The organism is Mycobacterium sp. RTGN5, assembly GCF_033804465.1.
In the GTDB taxonomy this organism is placed as follows: domain Bacteria; phylum Actinomycetota; class Actinomycetes; order Mycobacteriales; family Mycobacteriaceae; genus Mycobacterium.
Genome location: NZ_JAPZLA010000001.1, coordinates 1,309,308 through 1,321,935 on the forward strand (window position 1 = coordinate 1,309,308; position 12,628 = coordinate 1,321,935).

The window sequence follows — 12,628 nt, forward strand, 5'->3', positions numbered from 1 at the left end:
CGGTCTTGATGCCGTGGGTGAACGTCACTGAGGGGACCTTTCGGAGAGGGTGGACTCCTCCAAATCATCGGAGGCATGGGTGTTCTCGGTGGAAACGGTTTTCTGGGTGGAAACTTCGCTCGCCGGTGCTTGCGGCTTCGGCGCGTGGCGGGCGGGCCGCAGGAACAGGGCGAGCACGACGACGATGTAGGCCAGCCAGCAGACCAGCTGGAGCACCGTCGGGGTCGGGGTGATGTTGAAGACGCCCTGGATGATCGCGCCGTACCAGGCCGACCAATCGAATGCGTTGCTGATGTCAAAGGCCTTGGAGCCCAGTCCGGGAAGCCAACCCACGGTCTGGATCGCGCCGATGCCGTACGACAAGACGCCGGCGGCAACCAGGATCAGGAACACGCCGGTGTAGGAGAAGAACTTGGCCAGGTTGATCCGCACGGCGCCGGCGTACATGCCCCAGGCGATCGCGGCCGCGGCCAGCACGCCGATCAGCAGGCCCAACAACGGCCACGACGTCTCGGCCTCGGCGAACCCGACCATGAACAGCGCGGTCTCGACGCCCTCCCGGCCCACGGCCAGGAACGCGAGAGCGAAGACGGCAAACGCGCCGGTCTCAAGTGCCTTGGACATTCCGGCCCGCAGCTCACCGGACATGGTGGCCGAGGCCTTGCGCATCCACAGCACCATCGAGGTGACGATCACGACGGCCACCAGCGATGCCACCCCGGCGATGGCCTCGGCGCCCAGGCCCGTCACCGTGTAGGTGCCGTACTGGATCGTCAGGAACACGCCGACCGTCATCACGACCGCCGCACCGACACCCAGCCAGACCCATTTCAGGGCGTCGCGGCGGCCGGATTTCACCAGGAACGCGATCAGGACCATGACGATGATCCCGGCTTCCAGGCCTTCACGTAGGCCGATCAGCCCGCTACCGAACAGCTGGGCGGTGATATTGGGGGCGGCCGCGCTGAATGTTGTGTGGATACCGGTCGCGATGTCCGCCACGTCAGTCATTCGGCGAGTCCTCACTAGCTTTGGATAATCCCAGGTAACCAAGCCTTACCAAACCAAGGGTGGGCTCACCTTAACAGAAGGCAGGTAACGACGTTATCGCCTCGTTGGCATCCCTCCTTGGCATCATTGGTGGGAATTGGTGGGGACTAATGACGCCGAACCCGTGGGACGATGAACACGGTTGATTGGGTTCGAGGAGTGCTGTGTCGTCAACGCGTTGGCTGCGGGCTGTCGCCGTCGTTGCGGCGGCTGCCATGCTGCTGGCGTCGAGCTGTTCCTGGCAGCTCGGCGCACCAATTCCCGACGGTGTACCGCCACCGCCGGGTGATCCGGTGCCCGCGGTGGACACCAGTGCCAAGGGCCGGCCGGCCGACCAATTGCGTGACTGGGCGGCGCAACGGGCGCCTCAACTGGGCATTCCGATCAACGCGCTGGAGGCCTACGCGTACGCCGCGCGGGTGGCCGAGGTGGAGAACCCGGATTGTCATCTCGCGTGGACGACGCTGGCCGGGATCGGCATGGTCGAGAGCCACCACGGCACCTACCGCGGGGCCATCATCGCGCCCAACGGCGACGTCAGTCCGCCCATCCGCGGGGTGCACCTGGACGGCACCAACGGCAACCTCGAGATCATCGACAGCGAACAGTCGCTGGACGGTGACGTGCCGGTCTACGCCAGGGCGATGGGGCCCATGCAGTTCATCCCCGAGACCTGGCGGCTCTACGGCGTCGACGCCAACAACGACGGGGTGATCAGCCCGGACAACTTCGACGACGCCGCGCTGTCGGCGGCGGGGTATCTGTGCTTCCGCGGCAAGGACCTGGCGTCACCGCGCGGCTGGATGAACGCGCTGCACGCCTACAACCACTCCGACCAGTACGCCCGCACCGTCCGGGATTGGGCGACGGCCTACGCCCAAGGCCATGCGCTCTAAGAGCGCTCTGGGCAGCGGAACCATCTAGGCTATTCGTCGCAGCCCACGACGCGAAGGAGAAAGCCAAGTGCCCATCATCGAGCAGGTCGCGGCCCGCGAGATTCTCGACTCCCGGGGCAACCCGACCGTCGAGGTCGAGGTGGCCCTGATCGACGGCACCTTCGCCCGCGCCGCCGTCCCATCCGGCGCGTCGACCGGCGAGCACGAAGCGGTCGAGCTGCGCGACGGCGCAGGCCGCTATGGCGGTAAGGGTGTGGAGAAGGCTGTCGAGGCGGTGCTCGACGAGATCGCCCCGGCGGTCATTGGACTGTCCGCCGACGACCAGCGGCTGATCGATCAGGCGCTGCTCGACCTGGACGGCACCCCCGACAAGTCGCGGCTGGGCGCCAACGCCATCCTCGGCGTCTCCCTGGCGGTGGCCAAGGCCGCTGCGGATTCCGCCGGGCTGCCGCTGTTCCGCTATCTGGGCGGCCCGAACGCCCACATCCTGCCCGTGCCGATGATGAACATCCTCAACGGCGGCGCGCACGCCGACACCGGTGTCGATGTGCAGGAGTTCATGGTCGCCCCGATCGGTGCGCCGAGCTTCAAGGAAGCGCTGCGCTGGGGCGCGGAGGTCTACCACGCGCTGAAGTCGGTGCTCAAGAAGCAAGGCCTGTCCACCGGTCTGGGCGACGAGGGTGGTTTCGCGCCCGACGTCGCCGGCACCAAAGCCGCGCTCGATCTGATCGGCACCGCCATCGAGGCCGCCGGGTTCAAGCTCGGCACCGACGTGGCATTGGCTCTCGATGTGGCCGCCACCGAGTTCTACACCAGCGGTAGCGGTTACAGCTTCGAGAACGAGGTTCGCACCGCCGCGCAGATGACTCAGTTCTACGCCGAACTGCTGGACACCTACTCGCTGGTGTCGATCGAGGACCCGCTGTCCGAGGATGACTGGGACGGCTGGGTCGACCTGACCACCGCGATCGGCGACCGCGTGCAGATCGTCGGCGACGACCTGTTCGTCACCAACCCCGAACGGCTCGAGGAGGGCATCGAGCGCGGGGCGGCCAACGCACTTCTGGTGAAGGTCAACCAGATTGGCACGCTGACCGAGACGCTTGATGCTGTCGCGCTGGCCCACAACAGCGGGTACCGCACCATGATGAGTCACCGCAGTGGCGAGACCGAGGACACCACCATCGCCGATCTGGCGGTGGCCGTCGGCGGCGGTCAAATCAAGACCGGCGCGCCCGCCCGCAGCGAGCGGGTGGCCAAGTACAACCAGTTGCTGCGCATCGAGGAGGCACTCGGCGACGCCGCGCGCTACGCCGGCGATCTGGCCTTCCCGCGGTTCGTGCTCGGCGAATAGGCGCCAAGTCACTGTGGCGGAAAGCAAGCGGCCCGACCCCAAGCGACGCTCCCCGGCCTCCCGGCCGGGTGCGTCGGGGCGGATCCGTTCGCGTTCTGCGCCAGTAGCCAAGCCGCGCCCCGCTGAGTCGCGTGCGGTCGCGGAGCCGGTGAGTGTCACCGAACCGATCCGGCGGTCGATCGCGGCCTCGGTGGAGCACCAGAGTGAACAGCGACTGGGCTTCACCGCGCGCCGGGCGGCGATCCTGGCGGCACTGGTCTGCGTGCTGACGCTGACCATCGCCGGACCGGTGCGCACGTATTTCGCCCAGCGGACCGAGATGAAGCAACTGGCCGCGACGGAGGCGGCGCTGCGCCAGCAGATCTCCGATCTCGAGTCGCAGAAGACCAAGCTCGGCGATCCGGTGTACATCGCCGCGCAGGCCCGTGAACGGCTGGGCTTCGTGATGCCCGGTGACATTCCCTATCAGGTGCAATTGCCGCAGGGGGCCGCCGTCGCCCCCGACACCGGCCCGCAGGCCGCGCCGGTGCGCAACAACGACCCCTGGTACACGTCGTTGTGGCACACCATCGCTGACACGCCGCATGGTCCGCCGCCGGTCCCGGTCGGCGATCCCGCCCAGCCTGCGTTGCCGCCGCCGCCGGAACCCGTTGCACCACCACCGGCGCCCGGTGGTTGATCCCGCCGATCTCGACGCGGTGGCGCGGCAGCTGGGGCGAGAACCGCGCGGCGTACTGGAGATCGCATATCGCTGCCCCAATGGCGAGCCGGCGGTGGTCAAGACCGCGCCCCGGCTGCCCGACGGCACCCCGTTCCCGACGCTGTACTACCTGACCCATCCGGTGTTGACCGCCGCGGCGAGCAGGCTTGAATCCGACGGGCTGATGCGGGAGATGAGCGAACGGCTGCAACAGGATTCGGATCTGGCCGCGGCCTATCGGCGGGCGCACGAGTCCTACCTGTCCGAGCGGGATGCGATCGAGCCGCTGGACACCACGTTCACCGGCGGCGGCATGCCCGACCGGGTCAAGTGTCTGCACGTGCTCATCGCGCATTCGCTGGCAAAAGGCCGCGGGGTCAACCCGTTTGGCGACGAGGCGCTGGCGGTGCTGGCCGTCGAGCCGGGGATGGCGGGAATTCTGGACAAGGGGGAGTGGACATCACCGTAGAGACCAATCGGGTGGCAGCCATCGACTGCGGCACCAACTCCATCCGGCTGCTGATCGCCGACTTGGCCGGCGGCCGACTGCACGATGTCCACCGGGAGATGCGCATCGTGCGGCTGGGTCAAGGTGTCGATGCCACCGGACAATTCGCACCCGACGCCCTGGCTCGCACCCAGTCGGCGCTGGCCGACTACGCCGCGCTGCTGAAGCGCTTCGACGTCGGCAAGGTGCGCATGGTGGCGACGTCGGCGACCCGCGATGCGGCCAACCGCGACGTGTTCTTCGCAATGACCGCCGAGGTGCTGGACCCGGCGGTCCCCGGCGCGATCGCAGAGGTGATCAGCGGCCATGAGGAGGCCGAGCTGTCGTTCAATGGTGCGGTCGGTGAACTCGACAGCGCCGCAGCACCATTCGTCGTGGTCGACCTCGGAGGTGGCTCGACCGAAGTGGTTGTCGGCGACGGTGACGGGGTACAGGCCAGCTTCTCCGCAGACATCGGCTGTGTGCGGCTCACCGAGCGCTGCCTGCATTCCGACCCGCCGACGGCCGCCGAGGTGGCCGCCGCGCGTGAGGTGGTGCGGGAACGCCTGGGCGAGGCGCTGCGCGTGGTGCCGGTGGAACGGGCCAAGACCTGGGTGGGCGTGGCGGGAACCTTCACCACCCTCGCCGCATTGGCCCAGCAGATGACCACCTACGACCCCGAGGCGATCCATCTATCCCGGGTCGGGTTCCCCGGCCTGCTGGCCGTGTGTGAACAGCTCGTCGGGATGACCCGCAAGCAGCGCGCCGCGCTGGGGCCGATGCACGAGGGTCGCGTCGACGTCATCGGTGGCGGTTCGATCGTCGTCGAGGAACTGGCGTATGCGCTGGGGCAGCGGGCCGGCATCGACGAGTTGGTGGTCAGCGAGCACGACATCCTCGACGGGATCGCGCTGTCCATCGCCTGAGCGTCAATCCTCTGGGCGTCAATCCTCTGAGCGTCAATCCTCTGGGGCGATCAGCGGCTCTCCGTCGACGCCGGTGGGAATCCGGCTACCGGCCAGCGTGATGCCCAGCAATGTCATCACCACACCGATCGAGAAGTGCAACCAGATATCGGCGTTATTGAGCGGCAGCACGTTTCGCGGACCGGCCAGGTCGATGATCAACCCGTAGACCCACAGCCCGAGGTAGATCAGGCCGCCGCCGATCAGGTAGGCGCGAGCCATGGCGAAAGTCCTCGCGAGCAGCAGGCCGATGACGCCGAACGCCAGGTGCATCAGATTGTGGAGCACCGACACCTCGAAGACACCGAACAGCTCGGCGTGGGATTCGCGCCCCATCCAGTGCAGTTGGTCGTAGTCGGTGGTCAGGCCGGGAATGAAGCCGGCGATACCGGCGACCAGGAATGCCGTGGCCACACATATGGTGGCGCCCTGCACTGCCAGCAGGCCGATTTTCGGTCGCCGGATCCAGCCGGAATGGGCGGTCACCATGCGGATTGGCATACCCGTCAATTCCGGTGGTCAATCTCGGGTGGGCCAAAAAATTAAGGAGCCGCCACCCGGGTTCGGGTGGCGGCGCCTCTGGAGTTAAAGCTTGACCTTGCAGCCGCTGCCGATGTTGTGACAGTGGTGGCCGCCGTCGCAGGCATTACAGCGACACGTACAGCCACCGGTGTGCTTGGGCTCGACCCTGGCATTTTTAACCTGACGGTTCATGACAATTCATCTCCTTCGCCCGGATGATCCTCACGATAGTTCGCAATTCAGGCGTACATCGGCGATTCCGCAGACGTGAACGGCAGCGGTGACGTCACTGCTCGAAGCGGTAGCCCATGCCCGCTTCGGTCAGGAGATGGCGCGGATGCGACGGGTCGTCCTCGAGCTTGCGCCGCAGCTGCGCCAGGTATACCCGCAGATAGTGGGTCTCCTTGGCATAGGCCGGGCCCCACACCTCTTTGAGCAACTCCTCACGGCCCACCAGCTTGCCGCGGTTGCGCACCAGCATCTCGAGCATGCCCCACTCGGTGGGGGTCAGGTGCACTTCGGCGCCGTTCTTGACGACCTTCTTGGCGGCCAGATCGACTGTGAACGCGCTGGTTTCGACCACCGGCTCGTCGGTCTCCGAGGCAGCCGCGGCGCGTCGGACCGCCGCGCGCAAGCGAGCCAGGAACTCGTCCATCCCGAACGGCTTGGTCACGTAGTCGTCGGCGCCGGCGTCCAGCGCTTCGACCTTCTCGGCGGAGTCGGTGCGGGCCGACAACACGATCACCGGTGCGTTGAGCCAGCCGCGCAGCCCGCCGAGCACCTCGATACCGTCCATATCGGGCAGCCCGAGGTCGAGGACGACCACGTCGGGCCGGTGCTCGGCGGCGGCCTTCAATGCCCCGGCACCGGTCGCGGCGGTGATCACCTCGTAGCCGCGCACGCTCAGATTGATCCGCAACGCCCGCAGGATCTGCGGCTCGTCGTCGATCACCAGCACCTTGACCTTGCTCACAGCCGGCCTCCCGGCGGTGCCGCGAGGTCGACGATCACGGTCAGGCCACCGCCAGGGGTGTCGGTGGCCGAGATCGTTCCGCCCATCGCCTCGACGAAGCCGCTGGCCACCGAAAGGCCCAGTCCGACACCATATTTGTTATTCCGGTCGCCGAGGCGCTGGAACGGCTCGAACAGTTGCTCTTCGGTGCCGCGGGGTACACCGGGGCCTTCGTCGATGACGTTGATCAGCATTCGCTCGCCGACTCGGCCTGCGTTGACCCGCACGATGGATTCCGGTGCGTAGCGAAGCGCGTTGTCCACCAGGTTGGCCAGCACTCGTTCCAGTAGACCGGCATCGGCAAGCGCGACTGCATCCCCGACGTCGACCTTGACCCGATCGAGTCCCTTGGCACCGAACCCAGTGCCCCGGTTGATGCTCAGCAACGCGCGCTGAACCACCTCTTCGAGATACACCCGTTTCAGCTCGGGGCGCACCACCCCGGCCGCGAGCCGGGACGAGTCCAGCAGGTTGTCCACCAGCGCACTCAGCTGGTCGACTGACTCCTCGACCGTGGCCAGCAGTTCGGCCGTGTCCTCCTCGGAGAAGCCGATGTCCTCGGACCGCAGGCTCGACACCGCCGCCTTGGCCCCGGCCAGCGGCGTGCGCAGGTCATGGCTAACCGCCGAGAGCAGCGAGCGGCGCAGTTCGTCGGCCTTCTCGATGGCCTCGGCCTTGCTGGCCTCGGCGGCCAGTTCCCGTTGGCGCACCAGCCCGGCCGCTTGTTTGGCAACGGCGGTCAGCACCCGCCGGTCGCGCGCGGGCAGGCTGCGCCCCGACATCAGCATCCAGAACTCGTCGTCACCGACCTCGATGGCGGTGTCGGCGGAATCCACTGTCACACAGGGGTCGTCGCCGACACACGCGATGATCTGCTCGTCGTGCCCACGCACGCGCAGCACGCTGACCGCGCTCTGCGAATAGGTCTCTCGCACCCGTTCCAGCAGGGTGTCCAGGTCCGCGCCGCGCAGCACTGCGCCGGCGAACAGGGTCAGCAACTCGGCTTCCTGGGAGGCATGTCTGGCCTCGCGTTGCCGGCTGGCCGCCCGGTCGACCAGTACGGCGACCGCGACCGCCAGCATCAACAGCACGAGCTCGGTGATCGCCGCATCGGGTTCGGCGATGGTGAACGAGTAGCGCGGCTCGGTCAGAAAGTAGTTGAGCAGCAGGCCGGACAGCATGGCCGACAAGACCGCAGGCACCACGCCGCCGAGCAGCGCGACGATGAGCACACCGACCACGAACAGCGCGCTCTCACCGCCGATGGTCAGGTACCTGTCGAGGAACAGCGCGGTCAGCGCGCAGATGACCGATGGCACGATCACGGCGGCCAACCACGAAATCACCCGGCGTTCCTTCGGTGAGGCCGCCCGCACCGAGAACCCCCGCTTGGCCTCCTCGTGGGTGACCATATGCACGTCGATCTTGCCGGAGTGCTGGACGATCGCCGCCCCGATACCTTCGTCGAAGATCCGGGCCCACCGGCTTCGCCGGGAGGTGCCGATCACCAACTGGGTCGCGTTCATCTCACGGGCGAAGTCCAGCAACGATTTTCCGACGTCGTCGCCGACGACAGTGTGCACCGTGGCGCCGAGGCTGGCGGCGAGTTCGCGGACCTTCCCCATCTGCGGCGCCGATACCCCGGACAGCCCGTCGCCGCGCACCACATGCACGATCATCAGCTCGGCGCTGGCCTTCGACGCGATCCGAGATGCCCGGCGCACCAACGTCTCCGACTCGGCGCCCCCGGTCACCGCGACGACGACGCGTTCGCGGGCCTCCCAGGTGGCGGTGATCTTGTTGTCGGCGCGGTATTTGGCCAGGGCCGCATCGACCTGATCGGCCAGCCACAGCAGCGCCAGCTCTCGCAGCGCGGTCAGGTTGCCGCGGCGGAAGTAGTTGGACAGCGCGGCGTCAACCTTGTCGGGGGCGTAGACATTGCCGTGAGAAAGCCTGCGTCGCAAGGCCTCCGGAGTGATGTCCACCAATTCGATCTGGGCGGCGCTGCGGACGATCTCGTCGGGCACCGTCTCCTGCTGCTCGATGCCGGTGATCTGCGCGACGACATCGTTGAGGCTCTCCAGGTGCTGGACGTTGACCGTGGAGATCACCGTGATGCCCGCGTCGAGCAGCTCTTCGACGTCCTGCCAGCGTTTGGGGTTCTTGCTGCCAGGGGTGTTGGTGTGCGCCAGTTCGTCGACCAGGACCACCTGCGGCTTGCGGGCCAGCACGGCCGGCACGTCGAGTTCGGGGAAGCGACTGCCGCGGTAGTCGATGTAGTGCGGCGGGATGTTCTGGATCCCGGCGAGCAGTGCCGCTGTCTTCTTACGGCCATGCGTCTCGACGACGGCCGCCACCAGGTCTGTGCCCCGCTCGAGCCGCCGGTGGGCCTCGCCGAGCATCGCGAACGTTTTTCCGACGCCCGGGGCGGCGCCAAGGTAGATGCGCAGCTCGCCCCGACGCGGCTTGGGGCCGGTGGGGGCGGGCCGCGCATCGTCCTCGGATGAGACGTCAGGCGGCGGTTCGCCGCCTGACGTCACGCGTGGTGGTTGACCGGTATCCACACGCTTATCATCCACCGTCGAATCAGCTCTTCATCGGGAACTTCTCGTCCAGCGCAATATTGAGCTCGACGACATTGACCCGCGGCTCGCCGAAGACCCCGAGCGTGCGGCCGTCCGTGTGGTCGGCGACGACCGGCCGGATCTGGTCGGCGCTCACACCGCGGGTCTTGGCCACCCGGGCGATCTGCAGATCGGCGTACGCGGGGGAGATGTTCGGATCCAGGCCGCTACCGCTGGCGGTCACCGCGTCGGCAGGTACCGCCGGGTCGGACGCTGCGCCCTTGATCGGCACGATCTGGCCGATCGAATAGTCCTCACCGAATTTGGCGCACTCCACCCGGACGCCTTCGTAGGTGGCCAGGAACGGCTGCTTGCTCGTTTCGCACGGTTCGTTGACGCTGACAACCTTGGTGGGGTTCACGACGTTGCCGTGAGCATCACGCGGGCCGATCACCGACAGGACCGCGCCCACACCGTCACCGGTGCAGAACGGCCGCTTGCCATCGACGCCCTCGAGGTCACCAATGGCCTTGCTACGCGAGCAGACCAGGGTCAGCAGACTGGCCTTATAGCCGTTGTCGTCCGCAGGTGCCGACGGGTCGGCGGGAGCATCGACGATGCTCTCCGGGCCCAGGTTCGACGCGCTGGTGGCCAGCGGATCGTACCCGGCGCCCGCGGCAGAGGGCCGGCTCTGGAAGTACTGCGGCAGCGCGTTGCCCTTGTCGTCGGTGAACGATTGCCCGATCAGGCTGGAGCCCAACGGCTTTCCGTTGACCTCGATGATCGAGCCGTCGGCCTGGTCCTTCAGCCCCGGGATCTGGCCAACCAGCCAGATGAACAGCGGATAGCCGAGGCCGACGATGACGGTGAGCACCAGCAGCGCGCGCAGCGCCGCCCAGTGTTGACGAATCAGACTGGAGAAGTTCATATGTCACATCCCGGGTAGGAATTGGATGACGAGGTCGATCAGCTTGATCCCGACGAACGGGGCGATGATCCCGCCGAGGCCGTAGATGTAGAGGTTGCGGCTCAGCAGCTTCGAGGCGCTGCTCGGGGTGTACCGAACACCCCTGAGCGACAACGGAATCAGCGCGATGATGACGAGCGCGTTGAAGATCACCGCGGACAGGATCGCCGACTGAGGGCTGTGCAGCCGCATGATGTTCAGCAGGTCCAGACCGGGGAACAGCGCCACGAACATCGCCGGAATGATGGCGAAATACTTGGCGATGTCGTTGGCGATCGAGAATGTGGTCAGCGCCCCACGCGTGATCAACAGCTGCTTGCCGATCTCGACGATCTCGATGAGTTTCGTCGGGTCGGAGTCCAAGTCGACCATGTTGCCGGCCTCTTTGGCCGCCGAGGTGCCGGTGTTCATCGCCACGCCCACGTCGGCCTGTGCCAGCGCGGGTGCGTCGTTGGTGCCGTCACCGGTCATCGCGACCAGCTTGCCGCCCGCCTGCTCCTGCTTGATCAGCGCGAGCTTGTCCTCGGGTGTGGCCTCGGCAAGGAAGTCGTCGACACCGGCTTCGTCGGCAATCGCCTTGGCAGTCAACGGGTTATCACCGGTGATCATCACCGTGCGAATGCCCATCTTGCGCATCTCGTCGAAGCGTTCCCGCATGCCCTGCTTGACGACGTCCTTGAGGTGAATGACGCCGAGCACCTCGGCTTTGCCGTCGACCTTCTGGCCGACCACGAGTGGCGTGCCTCCGCCCGCGGAGATCCCGTCGACGATGTCGCCGAGTTGGGCAGGCACGATACCGCCTGCCGACCGTACCCATTCCGCGACCGTACTGGCGGCACCCTTGCGCAGCAGGTGGCCGTTCTCCAGGTCCACACCGGACATCCTGGTGGCCGCGGAGAACTCCACCCAGTGCGCATTGACCAGTTCGCCCGGGGTGCGGGCTCGCAGCCCGTAGTTCGACTTGGCGAACACCACGATCGAACGGCCCTCGGGGGTTTCGTCAGCCAGGCTGGACAGCTGCGCGGAGTCGGCCAGCTGCTCGGGGGTGACCCCCGTCAGCGGGACGAAGTCCGACGCCTGCCGGTTGCCCAGTGTGATGGTGCCGGTCTTGTCCAGCAGCAGCGTGTTGACGTCACCGGCTGCCTCGACCGCGCGGCCCGACATGGCCAGGACGTTGCGCTGCACCAGGCGGTCCATGCCGGCGATGCCGATCGCGGAGAGCAGTGCACCGATGGTCGTTGGGATCAGGCACACCAGCAGCGAGACCATCACGATGCCGGTGACGCCATCACCGTTGAGCGCCAACGTGTCCGGCACGCCGGGGTTGTTGGCCTTGGCGAAGATGGCCAGGGGTTGCAGCGTCGCGACGGCGAAGATGAAGATGATCGTCAGCGCGGCGAGCAGGATGTTCAGTGCGATCTCGTTCGGCGTCTTCTGCCGGTTGGCGCCCTCGACGAGGGCGATCATCCGGTCGATGAAACTCTCGCCGGGCTTCTGGGTGATCTTGACGACGATTCGGTCCGACAGCACCGTGGTGCCGCCGGTGACCGCTGAGCGATCGCCGCCGGACTCCCGGATGACGGGAGCGGACTCGCCCGTGATGGCCGACTCGTCCACCGATGCAATGCCTTCCACCACGTCCCCGTCTCCCGGGATGACCTGGCCGGCTTCGACCACCACGAAATCACCCTGACGCAGCAGGGGGGCGGCAATCTCTTCCTCGCGACCGGGAAGCCCAGGCTCCCATCCGGTCAGTCGTCGAGCCATGGTGTCGGCCTTGGTCTTTCGCAGCGACTCGGCCTGCGCCTTACCCCGGCCTTCGGCCACGGCCTCGGCGAGGTTGGCGAACACCACCGTCAACCACAGCCAGAACACCGTCAGCCAGGCAAACCAGCTCGGGCTGATGATCGCCAGGACGGTGCTCCACACGGCACCGATCTCGACGATGAACATGACCGGATTGCGCCACAGCGTGCGCGGATTGAGCTTGCTCAGCGCGTCGGGCAGCGAGGTCAGGAGCATCTTGGGATCGAGCAGACCCCCCTGCACCTGTTTCTTCGTGACGCTGGTCTCTTGCACGGTGGCGGCCTCAAATGTCGATACAGCCATGG

The 12,628-nt window shown here is 66.8% G+C and carries 11 protein-coding genes; 5 read left to right on the forward strand and 6 right to left on the reverse strand.

The window, feature by feature from the left end:
- Positions 1 to 24 precede the first annotated feature (24 nt).
- Positions 25 to 1,011 carry an iron uptake transporter permease EfeU gene (gene efeU, locus SLQ31_RS06445; RefSeq protein ID WP_319430638.1) on the reverse strand — a complete coding sequence of 329 codons (987 nt, stop codon included), beginning with the start codon at positions 1,009 to 1,011 and terminating at the stop codon, positions 25 to 27.
- Positions 1,012 to 1,214: 203 nt separating this feature from the next.
- Between efeU and SLQ31_RS06450 the strand changes: the two genes are divergently transcribed.
- The 5 genes from SLQ31_RS06450 to SLQ31_RS06470 all read left to right on the forward strand — a co-directional run bounded on the left by SLQ31_RS06450 (position 1,215) and on the right by SLQ31_RS06470 (position 5,413).
- On the forward strand, positions 1,215 to 1,946 hold the full coding sequence (locus SLQ31_RS06450) for a lytic transglycosylase domain-containing protein (RefSeq protein WP_319430639.1): 732 nt from the start codon (positions 1,215 to 1,217) through the stop codon (positions 1,944 to 1,946).
- A gap of 67 nt (positions 1,947 to 2,013) precedes the next feature.
- Positions 2,014 to 3,300, forward strand: coding sequence for a phosphopyruvate hydratase (gene eno / locus SLQ31_RS06455; protein WP_319430640.1), 1,287 nt, complete (start codon positions 2,014 to 2,016; stop codon positions 3,298 to 3,300).
- Between the two features lie 13 nt (positions 3,301 to 3,313).
- Positions 3,314 to 3,979: a septum formation initiator family protein gene (locus SLQ31_RS06460; RefSeq protein WP_319430641.1), complete on the forward strand. Its 666-nt coding sequence runs from the start codon at positions 3,314 to 3,316 to the stop codon at positions 3,977 to 3,979.
- Positions 3,972 to 4,469, forward strand: coding sequence for a DUF501 domain-containing protein (locus tag SLQ31_RS06465; protein ID WP_319430642.1), 498 nt, complete (start codon positions 3,972 to 3,974; stop codon positions 4,467 to 4,469). The genes SLQ31_RS06460 and SLQ31_RS06465 overlap by 8 nt, the downstream gene beginning before the upstream one ends.
- Positions 4,460 to 5,413: an exopolyphosphatase gene (locus tag SLQ31_RS06470; protein WP_413641900.1), complete on the forward strand. Its 954-nt coding sequence runs from the start codon at positions 4,460 to 4,462 to the stop codon at positions 5,411 to 5,413. Before SLQ31_RS06465 ends, SLQ31_RS06470 begins: the two co-directional genes overlap by 10 nt.
- 33 nt (positions 5,414 to 5,446) lie before the next feature.
- Here the strand turns inward: SLQ31_RS06470 and SLQ31_RS06475 are convergent, their stop codons facing one another.
- The 5 genes from SLQ31_RS06475 to kdpB all read right to left on the reverse strand — a co-directional run bounded on the left by SLQ31_RS06475 (position 5,447) and on the right by kdpB (position 12,626).
- Positions 5,447 to 5,941, reverse strand: coding sequence for a DUF4383 domain-containing protein (locus SLQ31_RS06475; protein ID WP_319430644.1), 495 nt, complete (start codon positions 5,939 to 5,941; stop codon positions 5,447 to 5,449).
- A gap of 319 nt (positions 5,942 to 6,260) precedes the next feature.
- Positions 6,261 to 6,932, reverse strand: coding sequence for a response regulator (locus SLQ31_RS06480; RefSeq protein WP_319432886.1), 672 nt, complete (start codon positions 6,930 to 6,932; stop codon positions 6,261 to 6,263).
- A gap of 11 nt (positions 6,933 to 6,943) precedes the next feature.
- On the reverse strand, positions 6,944 to 9,436 hold the full coding sequence (locus SLQ31_RS06485; protein ID WP_319432888.1) for a sensor histidine kinase KdpD: 2,493 nt from the start codon (positions 9,434 to 9,436) through the stop codon (positions 6,944 to 6,946).
- A 136-nt stretch (positions 9,437 to 9,572) separates the two neighbouring features.
- The gene (locus SLQ31_RS06490; protein ID WP_319430645.1) at positions 9,573 to 10,478 is read right to left on the reverse strand and encodes a potassium-transporting ATPase subunit C; all 906 of its coding nucleotides are present in this window, start codon (positions 10,476 to 10,478) and stop codon (positions 9,573 to 9,575) included.
- 3 nt (positions 10,479 to 10,481) lie between these two features.
- Positions 10,482 to 12,626, reverse strand: a complete 2,145-nt coding sequence (gene kdpB / locus SLQ31_RS06495) for a potassium-transporting ATPase subunit KdpB (RefSeq protein WP_319430646.1) — start codon at positions 12,624 to 12,626, stop codon at positions 10,482 to 10,484.
- Positions 12,627 to 12,628: the final 2 nt, after the last annotated feature.

Coding starts and splice junctions, on each gene's coding strand:
- kdpB (WP_319430646.1), bottom strand. CDS start 12,626: ATGGCTGTATCGACATTTGAGGCCGCCACCGTGCAAGAGACCAGCGTC.
- SLQ31_RS06475 (WP_319430644.1), bottom strand. CDS start 5,941: ATGGTGACCGCCCATTCCGGCTGGATCCGGCGACCGAAAATCGGCCTG.
- efeU (WP_319430638.1), bottom strand. CDS start 1,011: ATGACTGACGTGGCGGACATCGCGACCGGTATCCACACAACATTCAGC.
- SLQ31_RS06490 (WP_319430645.1), bottom strand. CDS start 10,478: ATGAACTTCTCCAGTCTGATTCGTCAACACTGGGCGGCGCTGCGCGCG.